The sequence below is a fragment of the Cupriavidus sp. 05L310 genome, assembly GCF_056398185.1.
Genome location: NZ_JBFTOX010000002.1, coordinates 137,325 through 161,708 on the forward strand (window position 1 = coordinate 137,325; position 24,384 = coordinate 161,708).

Here is a 24,384-nt window from a genome sequence, read left to right on the forward strand (position 1 = left end):
CTTCAGAAGCCCAGGATCATCTTGGAGATGATGTTCTTTTGTACTTCCGTGGTGCCGCCGTAGATCGATGTCTTGCGCATGTCGAAGTACGTCGAGGCGGCGGGCGCGGCCCACGCCGGGGCGTGCAGCGGCGCATCGGCCGGCGGCGCTTCGCCGGCTTCGAGCCAGCGCGGCGAATACGGCCAGGCATTGGGGCCGGCTACTTCCATCTGCAGCATGGCCAGGTCCTGCTGGATCTCGGAGCCGCGGATCTTGACGATGGAGGCTTCCGGGCCGGGGCCGCGGCCCGCGTCTTGCGTGGCGACGCGCAGCAGCAGCATTTCCAGCGCCATGATGTCCATCTCGATGCGGGCGATCTTGTCGCGCATGCGTACATCGTCGATCAGCGGGCGGCCGGCGCCATCGGTGGCTTGCGCGGCGTAATGCTTGAGCTGGCGCAGTTCGCGGTTGCAGTGGCCGATGCCGGCAATGCCGGTGCGCTCGTGGCCCAGCAGGTATTTGGCGTAGGTCCAGCCGCGGTTTTCCTCGCCCAGCAGGTTGCCCACGGGCACTTCCACGTCCTCGAACCAGACTTCGTTGACGTCGTGGCCGCCGTCGAGCGTGACGATCGGGCGCACCGTCATGCCCGGCGTCTTCATGTCGATCAGCAGCATCGAGATGCCTTCCTGCGGCTTGGCTTCGGTGTCGGTGCGTACCAGGCAGAAGATCCAGTCGGCAAAGTGCGCCATCGTGGTCCAGGTTTTCTGGCCGTTGACGATGTAGCGGTCGCCCTGGCGCACGGCGCGGGTCTTGAGCGAGGCCAGGTCGGAACCGGAGCCGGGCTCGGAGTAGCCCTGGCACCAGAAATCCTCGACCGTGGGGATGCGCGGCAGGAAGCGTTCCTTATGTTCCTGGCTGGCATATTTCATCAGCACCGGCCCGATCATGGTCAGGCCGAAGGGCAGCAGGCGCGGCGCCCCCGCGCGGAAGGCCTCGATCTCGAAGATCAGACGCTGCAGCGCGTTCCAGCCCGTGCCGCCCCATTCCGTGGGCCAGGTCGGCGCGCCCCAGCCCTGCGCGTGCAGGATGCGGTGCCAGCGCACGTAGTCGTCCTTCTCGACGCGCTGGTGGGCCAGCACCTTGTCCCGGATATCCGCGGGCAGGCTGCCCTGCACAAAACCCCGAACCTCTTCGCGGAACGCTTGTTCCGCCGCGTTGAAACGCAAATCCATCTGCTTGTCCCCTCGGTTGGGAAAGGCTGGCCGCCGGCCGCCACTTCGATACGATGCTGCGATTCTATGGGGGGGCGGACGTTCGCTTCTTCCGGAATGACAAAGCCGTCCTTTTGCGCTTCCTAACCGATGCCGGCCCTGCGCAGGCGCACGTGCCGGGCAGAACACGGCCTTAGCCAAATCCAAATAGCACGCCACCGGCGCCTGGCTCACACTGGCGCAGTTCCATCGCAGCAAAAACACAATCAACGCCGAGGAGACGGGCGATGTCACGCTGGACAAAATGGTTCGTGCTCTGCGGATGGCTTGCCGCCACCGCGAGCGCGTTTGCGGCCTATCCGGACAAACCGGTGCGGCTGGTCGTGCCCTTCCCGCCGGGTGGCGCCACGGACCTGCTGGCTCGCGAGGTCAGCCACGCACTTTCAGTACGGCTGGGCCAGCCGGTGGTCATCGAGAACCGGCCTGGCGCGGGCGGCAATATCGCCGCCGTGGCGGTGGCGCGCGCGCCGGCCGACGGCTACACCCTGCTGTTCGGCACCTTCGGCTCGCTGGCCGTGAACAAGAGCCTCTACGACAAGCCCGGCTACGACCCGCTCAAGGATTTCGCGCCGGTGGCCTCGGTGGCCTACCTGCCCAACGTACTGGTGGTGCACCCCGCGGTGCCCGCGCGCAATGTGGCCGAACTGCTGGCGCTGGCGCGGCGCGAGCCCGGCAAGCTGAGCTACGGCTCCTTCGGCAACGGTTCGTCCTCGCACCTCGCCGGTGAACTGTTCACCCACCTGGCGGGCGTGCGCATCGAGCATGTGCCGTACAAGGGCAGCGCACCGGCCATGACCGACCTCATCGGCGGGCGCCTCACCATGATGTTCGACAGCATTTCCACCGCCTTGCCCTATGTGCGCGATGGCCGCGTGCGGGCGCTGGCGGTCACCACCGCCACGCCGTCCGGGCAGTTGCCCGGCGTGCCGACGCTGGCGGCGGCCGGCGTGCCCGGCTACGAGCTGACCGCGTGGTTCGGTGTGGTGGCGCCCGCCAATACGCCGGCGGCCGTGGTCGACCGCCTCAACGCCGAGATCGTGGCTGCGCTCGCGCAGCCCGAGCTGGCGGCGCGGCTGGCAAGCCAGGGCACCGTGCCCTTTCCTTCCACGCCGGCGCAGTTCGGTACGTATATGCGCACCCAGTACCAGAAGTGGGACGGCCTGATCAAGTCGGCTCACATCCACCTGGATCAGTGAGCTTGCTCTGCGTCTCTTCCGGGTCCGTCCGGTTCCAACCTCATCATCACTCGCATCATGTCCTCCTTCCGTCCCGAGTTCATCCATGACATCCCCCGGCACTGGGCCGAGCAATCGCCCCAGGCTCCCTGCCTGTACGAGACCGGCGGCGTGCTCAGCTACGGCGCGCTGTGGGAGCGCATCACGGCCACGCGCGACTGGCTCGCCGCGCAAGGCGTAGGGCAGGGCGACCGCGTGATGGTGGTGGGCGAGAACTGCGCCGAGATGGTGGTGATGCTGTTCGCCTGCAGCGCACTGCACGCCTGGCCGATCCAGGTCAACGCGCGGCTTTCGCCGCGCGAGATCGACGGCATCCGCGCTCATGCCGAGCCGCTGCTGACGTTCTTTACCAACCATGTCTCCGATGTGGCCGCCGCCCACGGCAGGCGGCTTGGGGCGCAGCCCACCGGTTGCGCCGCGCTCGATCCGGACTTCGCCAGCCTGCGCGCCGAACAGGTGCCCGCGCGCGTGGATGCCGCCCAGGCGCGCGACGTTGCCACGCTGATCTACACCTCCGGCACTACCGGCGCGCCCAAGGGCGTGATGGTGCCGCACGCCGGCCTGACGGTCTTCGCGCGGATCTCGGCAACCTCGCGCAACCTGGGGCCGGACGATATCGCCTACGGCGCGCTGCCGCTGTCGCACATCTTCGGCATCGCCACCGTGCTGATGGCCACGCTGTACGCCGGCGCCAGCCTGGTGATGCGCCCCCGCTTCGATGCCGCCGATGTCTTCGCCGCGCTGGCATCGCCCGGTGTCACCATGCTGCAAGGCGTGCCGACCATGTTCACGCGCATCATGGCGGTGGCGCGGGAGTCGTCGCTGGAGAGCGGCTCCGCGGCATTTCCCCGCCTGCGCTATCTCTATACCGGCGGCGCGCCGCTGGACCCGACCCTCAAGCGCGACACCGAGGCATGGTTCGGCCAGCCGCTGCATCACGGCTACGGCATCACCGAATACGCCGGTTCGCTGTTCATCACCCGCATGGATGCGCCGCGCGCCGATTGCTCGGCCGGCTACATCGTCGAAGGCGTGGAGATCAACATCACCAACGAGCAGGGCGAGCCGATGCCCGCCGGCGAACGCGGCCAGATCCGCGTGCGCGGGCCTGGCGTGATGCGCGGCTATTTCCGCAACGCGGAGCAGACCGCCGAGGCGCTGCTGCCGGGCGGCTGGCTCAACACCGGAGATCTCGGTTTCCTCGGTGAAGACGGCGCGTTGTTTATCGTGGGCCGCTCCAAGGACCTGATCATCCGCTCGGGCTTCAACGTCTACCCGATCGAGGTGGAGTCCGTCATCAATGCCTTCCCCGGCGTGCGCCAGTCCGCCGTGGTCGGGCGCGCGGCAGCCGACGGCAACGAAGAAGTCGTGGCCTTTATTGAAACGCAACCGGGCGTGAAACTGGACCTCGCCGCCCTGGAAGCGTACCTGCGGGAAAGCCTGGCGCCGTACAAGCGGCCCGCGCAGATCCGCTTGATCGAGACCATTCCCACCACCGCCAGCGGCAAGCTCCTGAAGCAGCCGCTGCGCGCCATGCTGGACGGCGGCGCCGTAGCGGCATGACCTGCGGCGGCCGGTGCCGCCGCCACCGCTTCGCCGCGGGTCGAAGCGTACTAGCCGCCAGCGCCCCGGCAAAACGGGGGCTGGCAGAACACACAACAAGGAGGAGACAGATGAAACGATGGATGATGATGGCTGGCGCGCTGCTGGCGCTGGTGCAAGGCACGGCAATGGCGGACAGCTATCCCACGCGGCCCGTGAAACTGATCGTGGGCTACGCCCCTGGCGGTCCGGTCGATACCGCCGCGCGCATCTATGCCGATTACCTGGGCCGCGCGCTCAAGCAGCCGGTGGTGGTGGACAACCGCGCCGGCGCCAGCGGCGCCATCGCCGCGGACCTGACCGCGCGCGCGACGCCGGACGGCTACACGCTCTACTTCGTGGCCAGCCCGACCATGACCATGACGCCGCTGATCCAGAAGTCGGTGAACTTCAACCCGAACAAGGATTTCACCTACATCGGCCTGATCACCGATTACACCAACGTATTGCTGATCAACAAGGACTTCCCGGCGAAGGACGTAGGCGAGTTGGTCGAGTACGCGCGCAAGCATCCCGAGGGCGTGAGCTTCGGCTCGGCCGGTGTCGGCGCCTCGAACCACTTGTCGGCCGAGTGGCTGGCGCAGATGAGCGGGGTCAAGATGCTGCATGTGCCGTACAAGGGCAATTCGCCTGCGATGGCCGATGTGATCGGCGGCAAGGTCACGTTCATGTTCGATATCACGGGCACCGCCATCGGCTATATCCAGGGCGGCAAGGTGCGCGCGCTGGCGGTGACGTCGAAGACGCGCAACGCGGCGCTGCCGACGGTGCCGACGATGGTCGAGTCCGGCATGAAGAATTACGACCTGACCGGCTGGTACGCGCTGATCGGCCCGCAGAAAATGCCCGCCGACGTGGTGGACAAGCTGGTCAAGGCGCAAAAGGCCATCGGCGATGATCCTGCCTTTCAGCAGCGCATGACGCAGGGCGGCTATGACCTCAATATCACCGGGCCGAAGCCGCTGGCCGATCGTATCCAGCGCGAACTGAAGCTGTGGGGCGGGGTGGTGAAGACGGCGAATATCCAGGTGGATTGAGGCCGGATGGTTCCCCTCCCCGAATTGTGGGAGAGGGGAGCTACGGCAGCGGTCGAATGAACCCTTTTTTTCCCGGCGCCGTTCAGGCGGCCGGTGCGCGCTTGCGCAGCAGGTAGCGCTGCACGCCGTCGAGCACCAGCACGCCGTGCTGGTTGTGTACCGTCGAGCGCAAGGTCAGCACGCCAGTGGTGCGGTTCGGCGCGAGTTCGCTGACTTCCAGCGTACTGTACAGCGTGTCTCCCGCGTAGACCGGATGCAGGAAGCGGCTGCTCTGGTCGAGAAAGCCCTTCAACGACTCTTCCACCATGTGCGGGAACAGCCCGGCGCCCGCCGCGGTCTGGATCAGTACCTGGTAGCCGTGCGCCAGCATGTGCGGCATGCCGTGGGCGCGGCAGTACTCCGCGTCGTAATGCACGGGATGGTTGTCGCCGCTCGCCAGCTGGAAGGCGGCGAACAGCGCCTCGGTCATGGTGCGCGAGGGAAGCACAAAGCGTTCGCCGGGCACGAAATCTTCGAAATAGCGTTGTTCGCACATGCGGTGGCTGCGCGGGTCGAAGCTGGCAGCTTCGGGGTTCGCTGCGGAGGGCTTGATGGTCATCGGTTGGTGTCGGGGTTGGTGGCGCGAAGAAGCGCGCAAGCAGAAGAACCCGCGCTGCGCCACGGCCTGGCGCGGCGAGGGCGATGGATCAATCGGGCTTGATGCCCAGCCGTTCCACCAGCGCTTTCTCCTGTGCGATCTGCTGCATGGCAAAGCGGGTGTAGCCGGCGCTGTCCAGGTACATCAGGTCCTGATCCTGCCGCTTTAGCGCGGCAAGGTGCTGCGGGTCTTCGGCAGCCCGCCGCAGCGCATCCTGCAGGATGCCGACCACTTTCGGGTCCATGCCTTTCGGGCCGGCCACGCCGTAGGGCGAGTTGGAGACGATGTCGTAGCCCAGCTCGCGCAGCGTAGGGACGTCGGGCCAGCGCGGCGAGCGTTGCGCCGTCCACAGGTTGATCCAGCGCAGCTTGCCCGCATCGACCAGCGTGCCGGCGGAACTACCGGCTGCGCAAAGCTGCACATGGTTGCCCATCAGAGAGTTCAGGCAATCGGCATCGCCCTTGAACGGGACGTGGTTGACCGTCAGCTTCTCCTTGGTGACCAGCTCGATCATGGTGATATGCGGCGAGCTGAACTGGCCCGGCGAGCCGTAGCTGACGGTGCCCGGCCGGGCGCGCGCGTCGCGCAGGAAATCGCTCCAGTTCTTCCACGGTGAATCGGCCCGCACCACCACGCCGAAGGTGTAGCCGGTGATGCGCGAGAGGTAGGTGAAATCGTGTGCCGGATCGAAGGCGGTCTTCTGGATGAAGGGCTGGCGGAATACGGTCACCGGCATCATCGAGAGCGTATAGCCGTCGGGCTTCGCCTGCCTGAGCGCGAGCGCGCCCATGGTGCCGGCCACGCCGGGCTTGTTGTCGACCACCACGGTCTGGCCCAGCGCCTTTTGCAAGGCCACGGCGAACTGGCGCACCACCACGTCGGTGGTGCCGCCGGGCGCGTAGGGCACGATCAGCGTCACCGGGCGGGTGGGGTAGGACTGGGCTTGCTGCGCTGGCTGCGCGAGCGCAGGCGTGGCGCCGCACAGGACGAGGGCGGCGCTGGCGATGTGCCGGATTCTGCGCCGGATGTTGGACCGGGTGTTGCGGACTGCATGCATCGGAATTCTCCTGTTGATGTGGTTCCCCGTTACCCCGATGTTGTAGATGTCCTGCTGTCCTTCGCCTGCGTGCCGGTCAGTTCTCCACCACGGCCCATGCCTCCATCGACTGGCCGCCGGCATCGTCGCCGGTCCACAGCGTGACCTTGCCAGGTGTGGCGGCATCGAGCGTGCCGCCTACGGTCACCAGGTCGTGATCGAACATCGGCGCCAGCCCGCGGAAGCCGAAGCGGCGCACCGTGGCGCCGGGCATCTCGCGCGCCAGCAGGTCCAGCGTGAGCATGGCCTGCAGCGGGCCGTGCACGACCAGGCCGGGGTAGCCTTCCACGTCGCGCACATAGTCGTGGTCGTAGTGGATGCGGTGGCCGTTGAAGGTGAGCGCCGAGAAGCGGAACAGCATGACCGGGTCGGCGCGCAACTGGCGCTGCCACTGGGCCTGATGCGCCAGGCGCGGGCGCGGCGGCAGCGGCTGTCCCGGTTCCGGCATGGCGCGGTAGACCAGGTCGTGACGCTCGCTCAGCGCGGTCTCGCCGTCGACCGTCAGCGCATGTTCCACGGTGACGAACCACAGCTCGCCGCTGCGCCCGCTCTTGTGCTCGACATTGCGCACAGTGGACGTGCGGGTGACGGTATCGCCCACCCGCAGCGGCTTGTGGAAATCCAGCTCGCCGCCGGCCCACATGCGGCGCGGCAGCGGCACCGGCGGCATAAAGCCGCCCAGCGCCGGGTGGCCGTCCCGCCCGAGCTCGCGCTGCGGCGCGCGCGGCAGGAAGTAGAGCCAGTGCCACAGCGGCGGCAACGGGCCGCGTACCAGCGCTTCGCCATCGAGGTCCAGGGTGGCCGCGAGGCCGATCACGGGCTCGGGGGCAAGGGTCTCGGTGCGGCTTTCACTGCGGCCGATCCAGGCGCGCAGGGTTTCGAGTTGGGTCATGGCTGGTTCGCTGCGGGGTGGTTTGCCAGCGCGAGGATGCGCCGGGCCTGTTCGATGACGGGGCGGTCGACCATCTTGCCGTCGACCTGTACCGCGTGGCTGCCACTGGCGGTGGCGGCCAGCACGCGCTGCGCCCAGTCCAGTTGCTCCGCCGTGGGCAGGAAGCCAGCGCGCACCGCGGCAAGCTGGGCGGGGTGGATGCACAGCTTGGCGGCAAAGCCGAGCGCGCGCGCGTGCGCCACGTCGTCGGCCAGCACGGCTTCGTCCTTGAGCGCGGTGGTGACGCCGTCCACGGGCGGCGGCAGTGCCGCCACGCGCGAGGCCAGCACGATGCGCGAGCGCGCCATCAGCAAGGCTTCACGCGTATGGGCGCAGCCGAGGTCCACGGCGAAGTCCAGGGAGCCGAAAGCCAGCCGCGACACGCCGCGCGCGGTGGCGACCGCGTCGATGCCGTGCAGCCCGCGCGCGCTTTCGATGATCGCCACGATGCGGCCTTGCGGGTTGACCTGCGCCAGCGCCCGGGCGATCTCGCCAAGCGCGGCCGGGTCTTCGGCCTTGGGCACCAGCAGGCCCGCCAGCGGCGCGTCGGACGGCAGCGCGCGCAGCCAGTCCATATCGGCGGCGAAGGCGGCGGAGCTGGTGTCGTTGATGCGCACATAGGCCTGCGCCTGTGCGCCACGTTCAAGCAACCACGAGGTAATGGCCGTGCGCGCGGCTGGCTTGGCGTCCGGATGCACGGCATCCTCGAGATCGAGGATCAGCGCGTCTGGCGCGGCGGCGGCCGCTTTGTCGAAGCGTTCGGGCCGGTCGCCCGGCACGAACAGGTAGGTGATGGCGGTGGACATGAAGCGGGTCTCGTCAGGATGGGGCGTTACTTGGTGACGGGCAGCCAGTCGTTGACGTTCGCCTGTTTTTCCAGCGCCCACACGCGGGCAATGATCGCACGCATCTCGGCCTCGCCCGCGCCGTGGCGGAAGGCGCCCAGCTGCAGCGCCTTGGCTTCGAGTTCCGGGCGCGACAGCGTATTGCCCGGATCGCCCTTCGGCACATCCACGCGGCCCGCCAGCGTGCGGCCGTCGGTGGTCTTCACCGTAACGCGGCCGATCCACTGGCGCGGGTAGGCGGCATTGATCTCGTCGTCCAGCACCATCTCCACCTTGTCGCGGAAGGCGGCTACCTTTGCGTCCTGCAGCGCATGGTCCTCGAATTCGCCCAGGCCGGCGTGCGCGTGCACCGCCACCAGTCCCAGTACCGTACCCATGGAGAACTTGGCCTGGTGGATGGTCTTGGGATCGGTCACCGGGCCAAGCACGTCGATGGCGCCCTGGTGCACGTGCGCGGTCACGCCGGCGATCTGGTCCGCGCGGAGTGCCTCGCGCAGCATCAGGTCCTTGAGGGCATCGGCCGCCGGGTGCGTGTGGCGGCACGAGGCGAAGAACTTGAAGGAGGTTTCGGCGGTGGCCCAGCGCTTGCCCAGGCCGTCGGTCAGCGCGGCCGGGTTGGCGTCGCTGGACATCCCGGCGGCCATGCCCTGCGGGCCTTCCAGGATACGCCTGGCGCCGGTGAAGCCCGCGCGCGCGATCCACGCGGACATCAGGCCGTCGGCGGCGGCCTTGGCGGTGTGCAGTTGCTTTGAGTCCGCGGCGTCGCGCAGGAATTCCCACAGGCCGGCGGCCTGGGTGCCGGCCGAGCCGAGCGCCTGGTTGATGCCCTCGGCATCCATGCCGTAGAGCTTGGCCACGGCCGCGGCCGCCGCCAGCGTGCCGACGGTGCCGGTGGTGTGGAACACGCGATAGTGCGAACGGCCCATGAATTCGCCGATGCGGATGCCCGCTTCGTAGCCGGCGATGGAGGCCAGCAGCACGTCCGCGCCGCTCTTGCCTTCAGTCTGGGCGGCGGCGATCACCGCGGGGAACACCACGGCGGCGGGATGCAGCACCGAGCTGTTGTGCACGTCGTCCTGCTCCACCACGTGCGAGGACGCGCCGTTGATCAGCGCGGCGAAGTAGGGCGAAGTGCGGCGGCGGTCCACCAGCACTTCGGCCGGGCCCTGCTGCGGGCCCATGGCGGCGACGAACTCCTGCAGCTTGCGCACGGCGGGAGCGTCCTTGCCGGCGATGGCCGAGGCAATCCAGTCGAGGAAGAGGTCCTTGGTGCGCTCCACCACTTCGGCGGGCACGTCGGCCAGCGTGAAGCGGGCCAGGAACTCGCACAGCTGGCGGGTAGGGTAGGTGTGGTCAGTGGCTTGGCTCATGCCGGCTCCGGACGGTGTTCGGGGTGGTTGTTCGTCTTTCTGTTTTCCTCCCCTTTCCCACACCAGCGGGAGAGGGGAGCCACGCCTGCGCGAAATTGTGCGCAGACGTCATGGCCTGGTTCCGAGGCTCAAATCGTCTTGCTGTCCGCCATCCTGGCGATTTCGTCCGCGCCGTAGCCCAGCTCCGCCAGGATGACCGCGCTATGCGCGCCGAGCGCCGGCACGTCGCCCATCACCGGTTCCACACCCGACAGGTTGGCCGGCGGCAGCAGCGCGCCGATGGGGCCGCCGGGGCTGGCCACTTCGCGCCAGCGCCCGCGTGCCGCCAGTTGCGGGTGGTTCCACACGGCCTCGATGTCGTTCATCGGCGCGTTGGCGATCTGCGCTTCGTCGAGCAGCGCTTCCACCTGCGTCACCGTCATTGGCGCGAAGCGTGCCTCGATCAGCGCGGTCAGTTCGCCGCGATTCTTCACGCGCCCCGAGTTGGAGGAGAAACGCTCGTCCTTTAGCAATTCGGGCTGCGCCAGCACCTTGTTGCAGAAGGCCTGCCATTCGCGCTCGTTCTGCAGCCCGAAGATCACGCTGCCGCCGTCGCCGGTGCGGTGCACGCCGTAAGGCGCGATGGCCGGATGCGAGGCGCCGAAGCGCGCCGGAGCGTTGCCGCCGTAGTGGCCGAAGTACAGCGCGTAGTTCATCCACTCGGTCAGCGCCTCCAGCATGGTTACTTCCACGCGCAGGCCCTGGCCCGTGCGCCCGCGCTGCAGCAGCGCGGAGAGGATGCCGCTGTAGGCGTACATGCCGGCCGCGATGTCGGCAATCGAAATGCCCGCGCGCGATGGTTCGTCCGCGCTGCCCGTGATGCCGATCAGCCCGGCGGCGGCCTGGATCAGCAGGTCGTACGCCTTCTTGTCGCGATAGGGCCCGGCATCGCCGTAGCCCGAGATATCGCAGACGATCAGCTTGCCGTAGCGCGGGTGCAGCGTATCGAAATCCAGTCCCATGCGCGCTGCCGCGCCGGGAGCCAGGTTCTGCACCAGCACGTCGGCATCGGCCAGCAGGCGGTGCAGCACGGATTGCGCCTCGTCCTGCTTGAGGTCGAGCGTCAGGCTCTCCTTGCCGCGGTTGAGCCAGACGAAGTGCGAAGCCTGGCCATTGACGGTCTCGTCGTAGCCGCGCGCGAAATCACCCACGCCGGGGCGCTCCACCTTGACCACGCGCGCGCCGAGATCGGCCAGCTGGCGCGTGGCAAAGGGCGCGGCCACGGCATGTTCGAGGGAGACGACGCGAATGCCGTCCAGCGGGCGGATGCCCTGGTGCGAAGCGAGCATATGCGTGGGCCTCAGAACGAACGCGGCAGGTCGAGCACGTGCTCGGCCACATACGACAGGATCAGGTTGGTGGAGATCGGCGCCACCTGGTACAGGCGCGTCTCGCGGAACTTGCGCTCGATATCGTATTCGGCGGCAAAGCCGAAGCCGCCATGCGTCTGCAGGCAGACGTTGGCCGCTTCCCACGAGGCATCGGCCGCCAGCAGCTTGGAGATATTGGCCTCCTTGCCGCAGGCCTTGCCGGCGTCGAACAGCGCGGCGGCCTTGTAGCGCATCAGGCTGGCGGCCTCCACGTTGACATAGGCACGCGCGATGGGGAACTGGATGCCCTGGTTCTGGCCGATGGGGCGGTCGAACACGATGCGCTCGCGCGCATAGCCGCTGGCGCGCTCGATAAACCAGTAGCCGTCGCCCACGCATTCGGAAGCGATCAGGATGCGCTCGGCGTTCAGGCCGTCAAGGATGTACTTGAGCCCCTTGCCTTCCTCGCCGATCAGGTTCTCGGCGGGGATCTCCAGGTTGTCGAAGAACAGTTCGTTGGTCTCGTGGTTGACCATATTGCGGATGGGCCGCACGGTCAGGCCCTTGCCGATGGCTTCACGCAGGTCCACCACGAATACCGACAGCCCTTCCGACTTGCGCTTGACCTGGTCCAGCGGCGTGGTGCGCGCCAGCAGCAGCATCAGGTCCGAATGCTGCACCCGCGAGATCCACACCTTCTGGCCGTTGATGACGTAGCGGTCGCCCTTCTTGACAGCGGTGGTCTTGAGCTTGGTGGTGTCGGTGCCGGTGGTGGGCTCGGTCACCGCCATCGACTGCATGCGCAGCTCGCCCGAAGCGATGCCGGGCAGCCAGCGCTGCTTCTGCGCCTCTGAGCCGTGGCGCAGCAGGCAACCCATCACATACATCTGGCCGTGGCAGGCGCCGGAATTGCCGCCGTTGCGGTTGATTTCTTCCATGATGACGGACGCCGCGGTCAGCGGCAGGCCCGAGCCGCCGAATTCCTCGGGGATCAGCGCCGACAGCCAGCCGGCCTTGGTCAGCGCGATGACGAATTCTTCCGGGAATGCGTTCTGCTCCTCCACGCGTTGCCAGTAGGCGGAGTCGAAGCCGGCGCACAGTGCGCGCACGGCCTCGCGGATGTCGGGATACGGCTGGTCGTGCGATTGTTCTGCGAACATGAAATGGGGCCCCGTTGTGGAAATGATGGAAGTCAGCGGAATGACGGACGCGACGGACGCGACGGACGACGGACGATACTGGATTCAGCTTGCGGCCATTATTCCCGAGGGCCTGCCGCGCGGTAATTCGGATTTGCGAAAGAGCGGCTTAGCGCCCCCGGAAGCGGATGGCCAGGGGGTCATAAAGGGGCAGGACAGCGACAGGAGGGCGCGGGGATAAGCCGCTGTGTGCGCTTTCTGGCACCCACGCTTGCCCGGCGGCGCCACGGCGCCGGCGCCTTCCGGCCTGCCTTGCCCACCCTTAGGCAAATCCGTATTGCATGCGCATCGCTTTGTCGCCACGCTTGCCTGCAAACACAACGCCGCGCGTGCCCGCCCACGGGCCGACGCAGGCGAGCGCGAGCCGGCATCAGCCGGCCAACTTAGTCCAAGGAGACAAAAACCATGGCAGGTAGCAAGAAACAGGGTCAAGCGTGGCAGGCTGGTGGCGGGAATGCAGTGCGGACCCGCGCAAAAGTGGCGCCCTGGCGCTGGATGGCGCTGGCCGCGCTGGGCGCGGCGGTCACGCTCACGCTGCCTTCCCCGGCGCGCGCCACCGATGCCTATCCCGCCAAGCCAATTACCATGGTGGTGCCCTTTGCGGCGGGCGGCCCCACCGACGTGGTGGCGCGCACCATGGCCGCGGCCATGTCGAAGACCCTGGGCCAGAGCGTGGTGGTGGAGAACCGCCTTGGCGCGGGCGGCACCGTGTCCGCCGCCTACGTGGCCAAGGCCGCGCCGGACGGCTACACCATCCTGATCCACCACAATGGCATGGCCACCGCGCCGGCGCTGTACAGCAAGCTCTCCTACAAGCCGTTGACGGATTTCAGCTTCGTCGGCCAGGTGGCCGACGTGCCCATGACCCTGCTTGGCCGTCATGACCTGCCGGCCAGGACGCTGCCGGAACTGATCACGTACATCCGCCAGAACCAGGGCAAGGTCAACCTGGCCAATGCCGGGCTTGGCGCCGTCTCGCAGCTTTGCGGCATGCTGTTCCAGAAAGCCATCGGGGTTGAGCTCACCGCGATTCCCTACCAGGGCACCGCGCCAGCGATGACGGCCCTGCTGGGCAGCCAGGTCGATATCCTGTGCGACCAGACCACCCAGACGCTGCCGCAAATCAAGGCCGACAAGGTCAGGCTCTACGGCGTCACCACCACCTCGCGCATCAAGGCATTGCCTGACACCGCAACGCTGGCGGAAAGCGGGATCAAGGGCTTCGAGGTCAAGGTCTGGCACGGCATCTACGCGCCGCGCGGCACGCCGCCGGCGGTCATCGACCGGCTCAACGGGGCGCTGCGCACCGCGTTGAAGGACCCGGCGGTGGCCGCGCGGCTCGCCGATCTGGGGGCCGAGATCGTGCCGGAGGATAAGCAAACGCCGGAAGGGCTGCGTACGTGGCTGAAGTCGGAGATCGAGAAATGGTCGCCGATTATCAAGGCGGCGGGGGTGAAGGCGGATTGATAAGACGAGGCGGTGTGCGCGACCGACCATCGCGCTGGGCGCGTGCATCGTGATGGGGTTGCCGAGTGCAGGCGGGGGGGGCGGATCGGTGCAAAGGTAGTAATATTTCCCGATCCCTGAGTCAGCGTTTGCTGCGGTCTGGAAGCAGATCAGGCCAGTACTGGCTCGCCCGCAACCGTTCCCGGAGCCCTCTTTGTTCGAACGCGCCAGACAGAACTTCGCCGCGCTGACCACCCGCGCCGGGTTTCACTCGCTGCGCCTTGTCAGGCAGACCGGCGAGCATTGCATGCTGCGGCGCGGGATCGCCGAACCGCCCTCCTTGACGCAGGACATGGGCGCCATGCTCAGCGTGCGCCTGGATGGCGTGGAAGCCTACGCCGCCACCAGCGATCTCAGCCTGGCCGGGCTGCAGGGCGCGCTCGACAGCGCCGAAGCGCTCGCCCGGCGAATCGCCGCGCACGGCCTGGTCGACCTGCGCGGACTGGAACCGCCGACAGGCCACGCCCGCTACGAATCCCCCGGCCTGCACGGCCAATTCCCCGGTCTCGCCGAGCGCTTCGCGCTGCTGGCGGAGGTCTCCGCTACCGTGCCCGCCGATTCGCGCCTGGTGAACTGGATCGTTTATCTCGATCACCAGCGCCACGAGCAGCTTTACCTCAATAGCGCGGGCGCCGAGCAATGGCAGGCGCTGCGCTTTGTCTATCCCGGCATCAGCGTGACCGCTTTCGACGGCGGCGACAGCCAGACCCGCAGCTTCGGCGGCTTCGGCAGCGGCCAGCAGGGCGGCGCCGAGGTCATGGCGCGTCTCGGCTTTGCCGGCGCCGCATCTCGTGTAGCGGACGAGGCGCTGCAGTTGCTGCTGGCACCCAACGCCCCCAGCGGCGCCACCGACCTGTTGCTGATGCCGGACCAGATGATGCTGCAGATCCACGAATCCATCGGCCATCCGCTGGAACTGGACCGCATCCTCGGGGACGAGCGCAACTATGCCGGCGCCAGCTTTATCGGGCTGGAGGACTTCGGCCGTTATCAATATGGCTCGCCCCTGCTCAATATCAGCTTCGACCCCGGCATCCCCGAGGAACTGGCCAGCTACGGCCACGACGACGAGGGCCAGCCCGCGCAAAAGGAATTCCTGATCCGCGATGGCTTGCTGCTGCGTCCGCTCGGCGGCGCGCTGTCGCAGTGGCGCAGCGGGTTGCCGGGCGTGGCCAACAGCCGGGCCTGCAACTGGAACCGGCCGCCCATCGACCGCATGGCCAACCTCAACCTGGAGCCGGGCGACCGCACCATGGCGCAACTGGTCGGCGGCATCGAGCGCGGCATCCTGATGTCGTCCAACCGCTCATGGTCCATCGACGATGCGCGCAACAAGTTCCAGTTCGGCTGCGAATGGGGGCGCCTGATCGAAGACGGCGAGCTCAAGGGCGTGGTCAAGAACCCGAACTATCGTGGCGTTTCCGCCAACTTCTGGCGCAGCCTGGCCGCCGTGGGCGACGCCAGTACCTTCGAGGTGCATGGCACGCCTTACTGCGGCAAGGGCGAGCCCAACCAGGTGGTGCGCGTCGGTCATGCATCGCCGGCCTGCGTGTTCCGGCAAGTGGAAGTCTTTGGAGGGGCCGCGTGATGGCGGATGCGGAATCGTTGTTCGCGGCGCTTGCCGAAGATGTGCGCGCCGCGCTGGGCGAGGGTGAAGCCTTCACCCTGTGGTACAGCGCCGAGGCGTCCGAGTTCATTCGCTTCAACCGGGCGCGGGTGCGCCAGGCCGGGCAGGTGCGGCAAGCCACGGCGAGCCTCAAGCTGGTTCGCGATGGCCGTCATGCCGACATCGGCATCGCGCTGTCCGGCGAGCCGGCGACCGATCGCCAGCGCCTTGCCGATGGGCTGCTGCAACTGCGCGAGGCAATTGCCCAGTTGCAGCCCGACCCCTACCTGCTGCTGGAGCGCGACCCGTGGCAGCGCGTGCTGGCCAATGCGGCAGCGCCGCCAGACAGTTCGGAGGTACTGGCGCAGATCGAGGCAGCCGCGCATGGGCTCGACCTGGTGGGCATCTATGCCGCCGGCCCGCTGTACAGGGGCTTTGCCAACAGCTTCGGCGCCTTCGGCTGGCATGCCGCGCAGGGCTTCCATTTCGACTGGAGCCTGTTCCATGCCAACGGTCAGGCGGTAAAGGCCGACTACGCGGGCGCGCGCTGGGACGCGGCGGAGTTTGCCAGCCGCTTTGCGGATGCGCGCCGGCAACTGGAACACCTGGGCCAGCCGCGGCGCGTCCTGTCGCCGGGCGACTACCGCGCTTATCTGGCCCCCGCCGCGCTCGAGGAGGTGGTGGGCATGCTCTCCTGGGGCGGCTTCTCGGCCCGCGCGCTGGCGCAGAAGGAAAGTCCGCTGCAACGCCTGTACGACGGCGGCGCCCAACTTAGCCGGCTGCTGGATCTGGACGAGCGGGCGAGTGGCATGCTGGCGCCCGCCTTCGGGCCAGAAGGCATTCCGCGCAGCGATGTCACGCTGGTACGCGCGGGACAACCTGCCGGCCGGCTGGTCTATCCGCGCAGCGCGCGCGAGTACGATCTGGCTGCCAATTGCGCCAGTGCCCGCGAAACGCCGCTATCCCTTGCGATGGACGCTGGCGAACTGGCCCAGGCCGACGTGCTGGCGGCCCTGGGCACGGGTCTTTATATCGGCAATCTCTGGTACCTGAACTGGTCCGATGCGCCGGCGGGCCGCATGACCGGCATGACACGCTTCGCGACGTTCTGGGTGGAGGATGGCCGCATCCAGGCGCCGCTGGGCACGATGCGGTTCGACGACAGCATCTACAGCTTCCTGGGCGAGCATCTGGAGGCGCTGACGAGCGAGCGGCAGTTGCGGGTGTCGAGCAGTACGTATGGTGAGCGGCAAACCGACTCCGCCCTGCTCCCTGGCGCGCTGACTGGAAAACTAACGTTGACGCTCTGAGCGAGTGGGAGCCGGCGTGCTGGCTGCTCAGCGTTAGAAGGGCCGATTCACCATGGCCTGGTAAGTCGCTGACACAGAGGCCTGCCGCAACAGCGGCCAGCCGGTGGCGAACCATTTCGAGGATGTCCTCGAAATGGTCGGGATCGGCTCGGGGCCAGGCGACAGATCGCCGACATCCGCCTCTCGCGCTATGCCTGCTACCTGATCGTCCAGAACGGTGACCCCGGCAAGCCGGTCATCGCGAATGGCCAGACCTATTTTGCCTTGCAGACCCGTCGCCAGGAACTTCGCGACGACGAGGCCTTCGCGCGGCTGACTGAAGATGAGAAGCGGCTGGCGATCCGTAACGAGCTAGCCGCTCACAACAAGCACTTGGCGGCGGCGGCCAGGGGCGCGGGTGTCGAGACGCCCCTGGACTACGCGATCTTTCAGGATCATGGCTACAAGGGGCTGTACGGTGGCAAAGGGGCCAAGGACATTCACGCCATCAAGGGCTTGAAGAAGAGCCAGAAGATTCTCGACCACATGGGTAGCACCGAACTTGCGGCGAATCTATTCCGCGCCACGCAGACTGAAGACAAGCTGCGGCGAGACCTGGTGCGTGGCAAGCAACAGGCCAAGCAGACGCATTTCGAGGTTGGCAAGAAAGTGCGCCAGACCATTGCCGAGTTGGGTGGCACCATGCCGGAAGCCCTGCCGACACCCAAGGAAAGCATCAAGCAGCTAGAGCGCGACAGGAAGAAGAAGGTCAAAGAATGATCTGAGGTATCGATGCCCGATATGACGGGACCGTCCCAGGCTGGCCGCTCCTTTGTCAAACCGGCTCCCGCGCCGCCTCCGTCAAATACTGGATCAGCGTCTCCGCAAACTGCGGCAGTTCCCTTCCCGGCCGCCGCACCAGGCGCAGGTCGCGCTTCGCCCATTCATCTTCCAGCGGGATAAACCGCAGCACCTTGCGGCTTGCATAGCGTCGCGCGCAGCTGTTGGGCACGATGGCGATCCCAGCGCCCGCTTCCACCATCCGGCACACCGCGTCGAAGCTGCCCAACTGGATCCGCAGGCTGATGCGCTTGCCCATGCCGCTGGCGATCCGGTCCAGGAAAGACTGGATCGCGCTGAACTGGTTGAGGCCGACAAAGCGGCAGGTATCCAGCAGGTCGGCGAAATGCAGGCTGGTGAATTGCGGCAGCGGGTGGTTGACCGGCGCGATCACGATCAGCTCGTCGCTGCATAGCTGCATGACTTCGAGGTCATTGGTGGCTACCTCGCCGGCGACGATGCCAAGGTCCGCCGCACCGGCGCTGATGGACGAGACGATGGCCTGGGAAAGCTGCTCTTCCAGTTCGATGTCCACGTCCGGGTTCTCGGCCAGGAAGCGCGACAGCGCGGTGGCGAGGAAGGAGTTGGTGGCGGTGGTGTTGGCCAGCAGGCGCACGCGGCCCTTGACGCCCTTGGCGTAGGGGCGCAGGTCCGAGTGCAGGCATTCCAGTTCGCGGAACACTTCCCGCGCATGGCGCAGCAACGCGTCGCCGGCGGGCGTCAGCCGCACGCCCTTGACCTGGCGGATCAGCAACTGGGTCTGAAAGGCTTCTTCCAGCTGCTTGATGCGGGTGCTGGCGGCGGGCAGGGAAAGGAAGCTGCGCTCGGCGGCGCGGGTCAGGTTTTCGGTTTCGCCGACGTTGAGGAAGAGGCGCAGGTCGGTCAGGTCGTAATGCATGTGTTTCGCTGGGCCAAAGGCCTCTATTGTGAATCGTGAATAGCAATGTCCCCGCCATCAATTTATCGTATTCGCGGTGGCAATAGAACCAGAAAGGCCGCTTCGTCCGTATTGCGCGGGCGAATACCGGATAGGCCCGTACGAGCGGGGCGGAATTCCCGCGCCGCCGCAAGCCGCCCAGGAGGACGACAAATGACAGTTCGGCGCTACAGCGCACGCAGGCGGGCGGCCCTGGCCGCCATGCTGGGCCTGGCATTCATGAGCGCCGGCGTTGCCGCCGCCGAGTATCCCGACAAGCCCGTGCGCCTGATCGTGCCCGCGGCGGCGGGCGGCACCACCGATATCGCCTCGCGCCTCGTCGGCAAGCGGCTGGGCGAGATCCTGGGCCAGCCCGTGGTGGTGGAGAACCGGGCCGGCGCCGCCGGCATCGTCGGCGTGCAGGCGCTGCGCCAGGCCGCGCCGGACGGCTACACCCTGATGATGGGCAATATCGGCCCCAATGCCATCAACTACGGCCTGTACAAGCAACTTCCCTACCGTGCCGAGGACTTCACGCCGGTCACCATGGTGGTATCGGTGCCCAATGTGCTGGTGGTCAACGCCAAGGTGCCCGCCCGCAACGTGGCCGAGCTGGTGGCGCTGGCGAAGTCCCAGCCGGGCAAGTTGTCGTTCGCCTCTTCGGGCACCGGCCAGTCGGTGCATCTGTCCGGCGAGCTGTTCAAGAAACGCACCGGCATCGACATCATCCATGTGCCGTACAAGGGTGCCGCTCCGGCCGTGGCCGACCTGATCGCCGGCCAGGTGACCATGATGGTGGACAACCTGCCCAGCTCCCTGCCGCATATCCAGTCCGGCAAGCTGCGCGCGCTGGCCGTAACCAGCGCCACCCGCGTGGCCGAGTTGCCCGACGTGCCGACCATGAAGGAGGCCGGGCTGGACGATTTCCAGGTGACCGCATGGTTCGGGCTGGTGGCGCCGGCCGGCACGCCGCCGGCAGTTGTCACGCGCTTGCAGAAGATGGTGGCCGGCATCCTGGCCGAGCCCGAAGTCAAGACCCGCCTGGCCGAACTGGGCGGTGTGCCGGGCGGCGACACACCCGAGCATTTCGGCAAGTTTATCGACGCGGAGCGGGTGCGCTGGGCCAAGGTGGTCAAGGATACGGGCATTCCGCAGCAATGAAGGCGTGCCGCGGAACGGCGCGCATGATCACGACACAACAAGGGGACAAGGCATGATGGAAACATCGAAAGCGCGCCACCGCAGGTCATGGCTCCGGGGCATGCTGATCGCCCCCTTCGCGGCGGCCCTGCTGGGCGCCAGCGCGGCTGCCCTCGCCGACACCTGGCCCAGCAAGCCGATCCAGCTGCTGATCCCCTATCCGCCGGGCGGCAGCGCCGACCTGCTGGCGCGCCCGGTGGCGGCCAAGCTGCAGGAGCGCCTCGGGCAGCCGGTGGTGCTCGACTACCGGCCGGGCGCCGGCGGCACCATCGCCAGCCAGCAACTCGCGCGCGCCAGGCCGGATGGCAATACGCTGATCCTGGTGCTGGCCGCGCATGCCATCAACGCCAGCCTCTATCCCAAGCTGCCGTACGACACGCGCAAGGATTTCGCGCCGGTGTCGCTGGTGGCCAACCTGCCGCTGATCCTGGCCGGCAGCCCCTCCTTGAAAGCCAGGACGGTACCGGAGCTGATCGCCGCGGCCAGGGCGGCGCCGGGACAGCTCACCTTTGCTTCCGCCGGCAACGGCAACACCGGCCACCTGGCCGGCGAACTGTTCGACAGCCTGGCCGGCGTCAAGATGACCCATGTGCCGTACAAGGGCAGCGCCCAGGTGGTCAACGCCATGCTGGCGGGCGAGGTGCAGCTGACTTTCGACAGCATCTCCACCTCGATGCCGCATATCCGCAGCGGGCGCCTGAAAGCGCTGGCCGTGACCAGCGCCAGGCGCGCCACGCTGGCGCCCGAGGTGCCCACGCTGGCGGAGGCCGGCGTGCCGGGCTTCGACATCAACGGCTGGTACGCAGTGCTGGCGCCGGCCGGCACGCCGCCAGCGATTATCGACCGGCTCAGCCAGGAGATCGCGGCGGTGCTGGCCCAGCCCGAACTGCGCGCCAACCTGGCGGCCAACGGCTACGAGCCGGTGGGCTCCACGCCGGCCGCGCTGGGCGCGCATATCGATGCCGAGATCGCGCGCTGGAGCAAGGTGGTGAAGGAGTCCGGCGCGCGGCTGGAGTGAAACGTGAGCTACTGAATACCCGGCCTGGCGAGCGCCAGGCCGCCGAGCAAATCCGTACAAATCTGTAGACAGGAGTCAAAGCATGAGTGGAATGATGGCAGGCAAGGTAGCGCTGGTGACCGGCGCGGGCGGTGGCATCGGGCGCGGCGTCGCGCTGGAACTGGCCAAGGCGGGCGCCAAGGTGGTGGTCAACGACATCGGCGTATCGCTCACCGGCGAAGGCGGCGATGCCGGACCCGCGCAGCGCGTGGTCGACGAGATCGTTGCCGCCGGCGGCATCGCGGTGGCCAATACCGACAGCGTGTCGAGCTGGCAGGGCGCCAACGCCATCGTGCAATGCGCGATCGACAACTTCGGCCGCATCGACGCCGTGGTCAACAACGCCGGCAACCTGCGCGACCGCATGTTCTTCAAGATGAACGAAGAGGAATGGCGCTCGGTGATCGACGTCCACCTCAACGGCACTTTCTTTGTCAGCCGCGCCGCCGCCAACCACTTCAAGGACCAGGAAAGTGGCGCCTACGTGCACATGACCTCCACCTCCGGCCTGATCGGCAACCTGGGCCAGGCCAATTATTCGGCCGCCAAGCTTGGCATTGCCGCGCTGTCCAAGTCGATCGCGCTGGATATGGCCCGCTTCAACGTGCGCTCGAACTGCATCGCGCCGTTTGCGTGGAGCCGCATGACCAGCTCGATTCCTTCCGAGACCCCGGAAGAGAAAGCCCGCGTGCTCAAGCTGCAAAAGATGGAAGCCAACAAGGTCGCGCCGATGGCCGCCTTTCTCGCCAGCGATGCCGCGCATGAAGTCAATGCGCAGATCTTTGCCGTGCGCGCCAACGAGATCATGCTGATGAGCCAGCCGCGTCCGGTGCGCTCGGTGCATATGAGCGAAGGCTGGACCCCGGAATCCATCGCCGAGATCGCCATCCCCGCCATGCGCAACAGCTTTTTCAAGCTCGAACGCTCGCCCGACGTGATCAACTGGGACCCGATCTGACGCCATGCCGCTCGACTACGAACGCATCAAGAACTGGGACTTTCCGGAGGTCAGGCAGACCTACGGCGAGAAGGATTCCATCCTCTACGCGCTGGGCCTTGGCCTGGGCGAACAACCCACCGATCCGCGCCAGTTGCGCTACGTCTACGAGGCGCGGCTCAAGGCGTTTCCCACGCAGGCCGTGGTGCTGGCCTACCCTGGCTTCTGGATGCAGGACCCGAAGAGCGGCATCGACTGGGTCCGCATCGTGCACGGCGAACAGCGCCTGCGCCTGCATCGTCCGCTGCCGGCGGCCGGTACCGTGCGCGCCCGCGCACGGGTGACGCATGTGATCGACAAGGGCGCCGACAAGGGCGCGCTGGTGATCGTGGAACGCACGCTGGTGGACGACGCCACCGGTGCCGAACTGGCTACCGTGAACCACACCACGTTCTGCCGCGCCGATGGTGGCTTCGGCCAGGGCGATACCGCGCCCGAGGCGCTTCCTGCGGCGCCGGCACGCGCACCAGACACGCAGCGCAGCCTGGCGATCCTGCCGCAAGCCGCGCTGCTCTACCGCCTCAATGCCGATCCCAACCCGCTGCACGCCGATCCCGAAGTGGCGCGCGCCGCCGGCTTCGACAAGCCCATCCTGCATGGGCTGTGCACCTATGGCGTTGCCGCCCGTGCGCTGGTCGATACCCTTGCCGATGGCGATGGCGACCGCCTGCTCGAACTCAACGTGCGCTTCTCCCGGCCGGTATTCCCCGGCGAAACCCTCGAAGTGCGCATGTGGCGCGAAGGCGCCGGCCGCGTGCTGTTCGACGCTCGGGTGCCCGCGCGCGACGTCACCGTGCTCAGCAACGGCGTAGCGGAGTTCCGTGCATGACGACAACGACAACAACAATGAAGAGCGCGCTTGACGGCGTGCGCGTGCTGGACCTCTCCCGCATCCTGGCCGGCCCGTGGTGCGCGCAGAACCTGGCGGATCTCGGCGCCGAGGTGATCAAGGTGGAGCGCCCCGGCGTGGGCGACGACACCCGTTCCTGGGGCCCGCCCTGGCTGCCGGATGGGGAGGGAAAACCCTCGCGCGATGCGAGCTATTACGCCGGCGCCAACCGCGGCAAGCGCTCGGTCACGCTCGATATCGCCAGCGCCGAAGGGCAGGCCATCGTGCGCGAGCTGGCGGCGAAATCGCAGATCGTGCTGGAGAACTACAAGGTCGGCGACCTGAAGCGCTACGGGCTCGACTACGACAGCCTCAAGGCCATCAACCCGTCGCTGGTCTATTGCTCCATCACCGGCTACGGGCAGGAAGGCCCGAGCGCGCACAAGCCGGGCTACGACTTCATCTTCCAGGGCATCGGCGGGCTGATGAGCATTACCGGCGAACGCGACGACCTGCCCGGCGGCGGCCCGCAGAAGGTTGGCGTGGCGGTGGTGGATATGCTCACCGGCATGTATGCCACCGTGGCCGTGCTGGCCGCACTGCGCCATGCGGAGCGTACCGGCGAAGGCCAGCGTATCGACATGGCGCTGCTCGATGCGGTGGTCGCGGTCGGCGCCACGCCCATCCTTGCGCAGAAGATCACCGGCAAGACGCCGCAGCGCTTCGGCAACGCGCACGCCAACATGGTGCCGTATCACGTGTTTGCCACTGCCGACGGGTACATGATCGTGGCGGCCGGCAACGACGGGCAGTGGCAGGGATATTGCCGCGGTGTGCGGCGCCCGGACCTGGCCCAGGACGAACGCTTCACCACCGGTACGGGCCGCATCGTCAATCGCGACATGCTGGTGCCGCTGCTGGAGGCCCATATGCGCACGGGCACTACCGCGCAATGGGTGGAAGCACTGGAGCGCGAGGGGATTCCTTGCGGGCCGATCAACGACTATGCGCAGGTGCTTGAAGATCCGCAGGTCCGGTATCGCGAACTGCAGGTGGATATGCTGCGCAGCGACGGCGGTGTGTGCCCCACGGTGAAGAGCCCGCTACGGCTGTCGGCTACCCCGGTGCGGTACGACTCGGCGCCGCCGCGGCTGGGAGAGCATACCGAGGCGGTGCTAGGCGAGATTCTCGGGATGTCGGCCGAGAGGATCAAGGCGTTGCGGGGGAAAGGCGTGGTTTGAGGGGCAGCGCGGGCCGGCGTTGCCGCCGGTTGCTTGTCCACCGGACATGATCCATATCAAGCCGGGCGTGCCCGGTTCCCGGCAGAATGTTCCTGAATTGCAAGCCTTCCAACTCCCACCCAAGGTGAGGCCCATGTTCCCGGAATTCCGCGACCAGATATCCATCCTCAAAACACAAGACGCCCACTTCGCGCGGCTGTTTTCCCGCCACAACGAGCTGGACCAGGAGATCAAGAACATGGAGGCGGGCGTGGTGCCCGCCGACGGCGTCGCCATCGAAGTCCTCAAGAAGGAGAAGCTACACTTGAAGGACAAGCTCTACGTCATACTGCGCAAAGCTTCGGCTTCCTGA

Annotated in this window: 22 protein-coding genes; 13 read left to right on the top strand and 9 right to left on the bottom strand. The window is 67.3% G+C overall.

Going from position 1 to position 24,384, the window contains the following annotated elements; translation table 11 throughout:
• Positions 1-2: 2 nt before the first annotated feature.
• Positions 3-1,211 carry an acyl-CoA dehydrogenase family protein gene (locus AC1DS6_RS01930; protein WP_477101835.1) on the bottom strand — a complete coding sequence of 403 codons (1,209 nt, stop codon included), beginning with the start codon at positions 1,209-1,211 and terminating at the stop codon, positions 3-5.
• A gap of 266 nt (positions 1,212-1,477) precedes the next feature.
• Here AC1DS6_RS01930 and AC1DS6_RS01935 point away from each other — a divergent pair, with 266 nt between their 5' ends.
• The 3 genes from AC1DS6_RS01935 (at position 1,478) to AC1DS6_RS01945 (ending at position 5,124) form a co-directional block, all read left to right on the top strand.
• Positions 1,478-2,446, top strand: coding sequence for a tripartite tricarboxylate transporter substrate binding protein (locus tag AC1DS6_RS01935; RefSeq protein ID WP_477101836.1), 969 nt, complete (start codon positions 1,478-1,480; stop codon positions 2,444-2,446).
• A gap of 57 nt (positions 2,447-2,503) precedes the next feature.
• Positions 2,504-4,048 carry a class I adenylate-forming enzyme family protein gene (locus AC1DS6_RS01940; protein ID WP_477101837.1) on the top strand — a complete coding sequence of 515 codons (1,545 nt, stop codon included), beginning with the start codon at positions 2,504-2,506 and terminating at the stop codon, positions 4,046-4,048.
• Positions 4,049-4,158: 110 nt separating this feature from the next.
• Entirely contained in the window at positions 4,159-5,124 is a 966-nt protein-coding gene (locus AC1DS6_RS01945) for a Bug family tripartite tricarboxylate transporter substrate binding protein (RefSeq protein WP_441630917.1), read from the top strand.
• A gap of 82 nt (positions 5,125-5,206) precedes the next feature.
• Here the strand turns inward: AC1DS6_RS01945 and AC1DS6_RS01950 are convergent, their stop codons facing one another.
• From AC1DS6_RS01950 to AC1DS6_RS01980, 7 genes are all read right to left on the bottom strand, one after another.
• Positions 5,207-5,722, bottom strand: coding sequence for a MaoC family dehydratase (locus AC1DS6_RS01950; protein ID WP_045235429.1), 516 nt, complete (start codon positions 5,720-5,722; stop codon positions 5,207-5,209).
• 88 nt (positions 5,723-5,810) lie between these two features.
• The gene (locus tag AC1DS6_RS01955; RefSeq protein ID WP_477101838.1) at positions 5,811-6,818 is read right to left on the bottom strand and encodes a tripartite tricarboxylate transporter substrate binding protein; all 1,008 of its coding nucleotides are present in this window, start codon (positions 6,816-6,818) and stop codon (positions 5,811-5,813) included.
• Positions 6,819-6,894: 76 nt separating this feature from the next.
• Positions 6,895-7,749 carry an HTD2 family dehydratase gene (locus AC1DS6_RS01960; protein WP_477101839.1) on the bottom strand — a complete coding sequence of 285 codons (855 nt, stop codon included), beginning with the start codon at positions 7,747-7,749 and terminating at the stop codon, positions 6,895-6,897.
• Positions 7,746-8,594: an HpcH/HpaI aldolase/citrate lyase family protein gene (locus AC1DS6_RS01965; protein ID WP_441630924.1), complete on the bottom strand. Its 849-nt coding sequence runs from the start codon at positions 8,592-8,594 to the stop codon at positions 7,746-7,748. The genes AC1DS6_RS01960 and AC1DS6_RS01965 overlap by 4 nt, the downstream gene beginning before the upstream one ends.
• Before the next feature lie 26 nt (positions 8,595-8,620).
• Positions 8,621-10,003 carry an MmgE/PrpD family protein gene (locus AC1DS6_RS01970; protein ID WP_477101840.1) on the bottom strand — a complete coding sequence of 461 codons (1,383 nt, stop codon included), beginning with the start codon at positions 10,001-10,003 and terminating at the stop codon, positions 8,621-8,623.
• A 128-nt stretch (positions 10,004-10,131) separates the two neighbouring features.
• A complete protein-coding gene (locus AC1DS6_RS01975) occupies positions 10,132-11,331 on the bottom strand; it encodes a CaiB/BaiF CoA transferase family protein (protein ID WP_441630928.1) in 1,200 nt (399 codons plus the stop codon).
• Between the two features lie 11 nt (positions 11,332-11,342).
• The gene (locus AC1DS6_RS01980; protein WP_447432739.1) at positions 11,343-12,512 is read right to left on the bottom strand and encodes an acyl-CoA dehydrogenase family protein; all 1,170 of its coding nucleotides are present in this window, start codon (positions 12,510-12,512) and stop codon (positions 11,343-11,345) included.
• 534 nt (positions 12,513-13,046) lie between these two features.
• Between AC1DS6_RS01980 and AC1DS6_RS01985 the strand changes: the two genes are divergently transcribed.
• The 4 genes from AC1DS6_RS01985 to dinD all read left to right on the top strand — a co-directional run bounded on the left by AC1DS6_RS01985 (position 13,047) and on the right by dinD (position 17,732).
• Entirely contained in the window at positions 13,047-14,018 is a 972-nt protein-coding gene (locus tag AC1DS6_RS01985) for a tripartite tricarboxylate transporter substrate-binding protein (protein ID WP_441630960.1), read from the top strand.
• 193 nt (positions 14,019-14,211) lie between these two features.
• The gene (locus AC1DS6_RS01990; RefSeq protein WP_441630932.1) at positions 14,212-15,645 is read left to right on the top strand and encodes a TldD/PmbA family protein; all 1,434 of its coding nucleotides are present in this window, start codon (positions 14,212-14,214) and stop codon (positions 15,643-15,645) included.
• Positions 15,645-16,973 (top strand): TldD/PmbA family protein, encoded by a 1,329-nt coding sequence (locus AC1DS6_RS01995; RefSeq protein ID WP_477101877.1) that lies wholly within the window; start codon positions 15,645-15,647, stop codon positions 16,971-16,973. Before AC1DS6_RS01990 ends, AC1DS6_RS01995 begins: the two co-directional genes overlap by 1 nt.
• Positions 16,974-17,177: 204 nt before the next feature.
• Positions 17,178-17,732 carry a DNA damage-inducible protein D gene (gene dinD / locus AC1DS6_RS02000; RefSeq protein ID WP_477101878.1) on the top strand — a complete coding sequence of 185 codons (555 nt, stop codon included), beginning with the start codon at positions 17,178-17,180 and terminating at the stop codon, positions 17,730-17,732.
• A 55-nt stretch (positions 17,733-17,787) separates the two neighbouring features.
• Here dinD and AC1DS6_RS02005 read toward each other — a convergent pair whose 3' ends face one another.
• Positions 17,788-18,690, bottom strand: a complete 903-nt coding sequence (locus AC1DS6_RS02005) for a LysR family transcriptional regulator (RefSeq protein WP_035863199.1) — start codon at positions 18,688-18,690, stop codon at positions 17,788-17,790.
• A 192-nt stretch (positions 18,691-18,882) separates the two neighbouring features.
• Here AC1DS6_RS02005 and AC1DS6_RS02010 point away from each other — a divergent pair, with 192 nt between their 5' ends.
• The 6 genes from AC1DS6_RS02010 to AC1DS6_RS02035 all read left to right on the top strand — a co-directional run bounded on the left by AC1DS6_RS02010 (position 18,883) and on the right by AC1DS6_RS02035 (position 24,384).
• Positions 18,883-19,869: a Bug family tripartite tricarboxylate transporter substrate binding protein gene (locus AC1DS6_RS02010; protein WP_441630934.1), complete on the top strand. Its 987-nt coding sequence runs from the start codon at positions 18,883-18,885 to the stop codon at positions 19,867-19,869.
• Between the two features lie 100 nt (positions 19,870-19,969).
• Complete coding sequence (locus tag AC1DS6_RS02015) at positions 19,970-20,926, top strand: tripartite tricarboxylate transporter substrate binding protein (protein ID WP_441630936.1); 957 nt, start codon at positions 19,970-19,972, stop codon at positions 20,924-20,926.
• 82 nt (positions 20,927-21,008) lie between these two features.
• Positions 21,009-21,923 carry an SDR family NAD(P)-dependent oxidoreductase gene (locus AC1DS6_RS02020; RefSeq protein WP_035863195.1) on the top strand — a complete coding sequence of 305 codons (915 nt, stop codon included), beginning with the start codon at positions 21,009-21,011 and terminating at the stop codon, positions 21,921-21,923.
• Between the two features lie 4 nt (positions 21,924-21,927).
• Positions 21,928-22,791: a MaoC/PaaZ C-terminal domain-containing protein gene (locus AC1DS6_RS02025; RefSeq protein WP_477101841.1), complete on the top strand. Its 864-nt coding sequence runs from the start codon at positions 21,928-21,930 to the stop codon at positions 22,789-22,791.
• Complete coding sequence (locus AC1DS6_RS02030; RefSeq protein WP_441630941.1) at positions 22,788-24,032, top strand: CaiB/BaiF CoA transferase family protein; 1,245 nt, start codon at positions 22,788-22,790, stop codon at positions 24,030-24,032. The genes AC1DS6_RS02025 and AC1DS6_RS02030 overlap by 4 nt, the downstream gene beginning before the upstream one ends.
• A 133-nt stretch (positions 24,033-24,165) precedes the next feature.
• Positions 24,166-24,384 (top strand): HP1242/YdcH family protein, encoded by a 219-nt coding sequence (locus AC1DS6_RS02035; RefSeq protein ID WP_477101879.1) that lies wholly within the window; start codon positions 24,166-24,168, stop codon positions 24,382-24,384.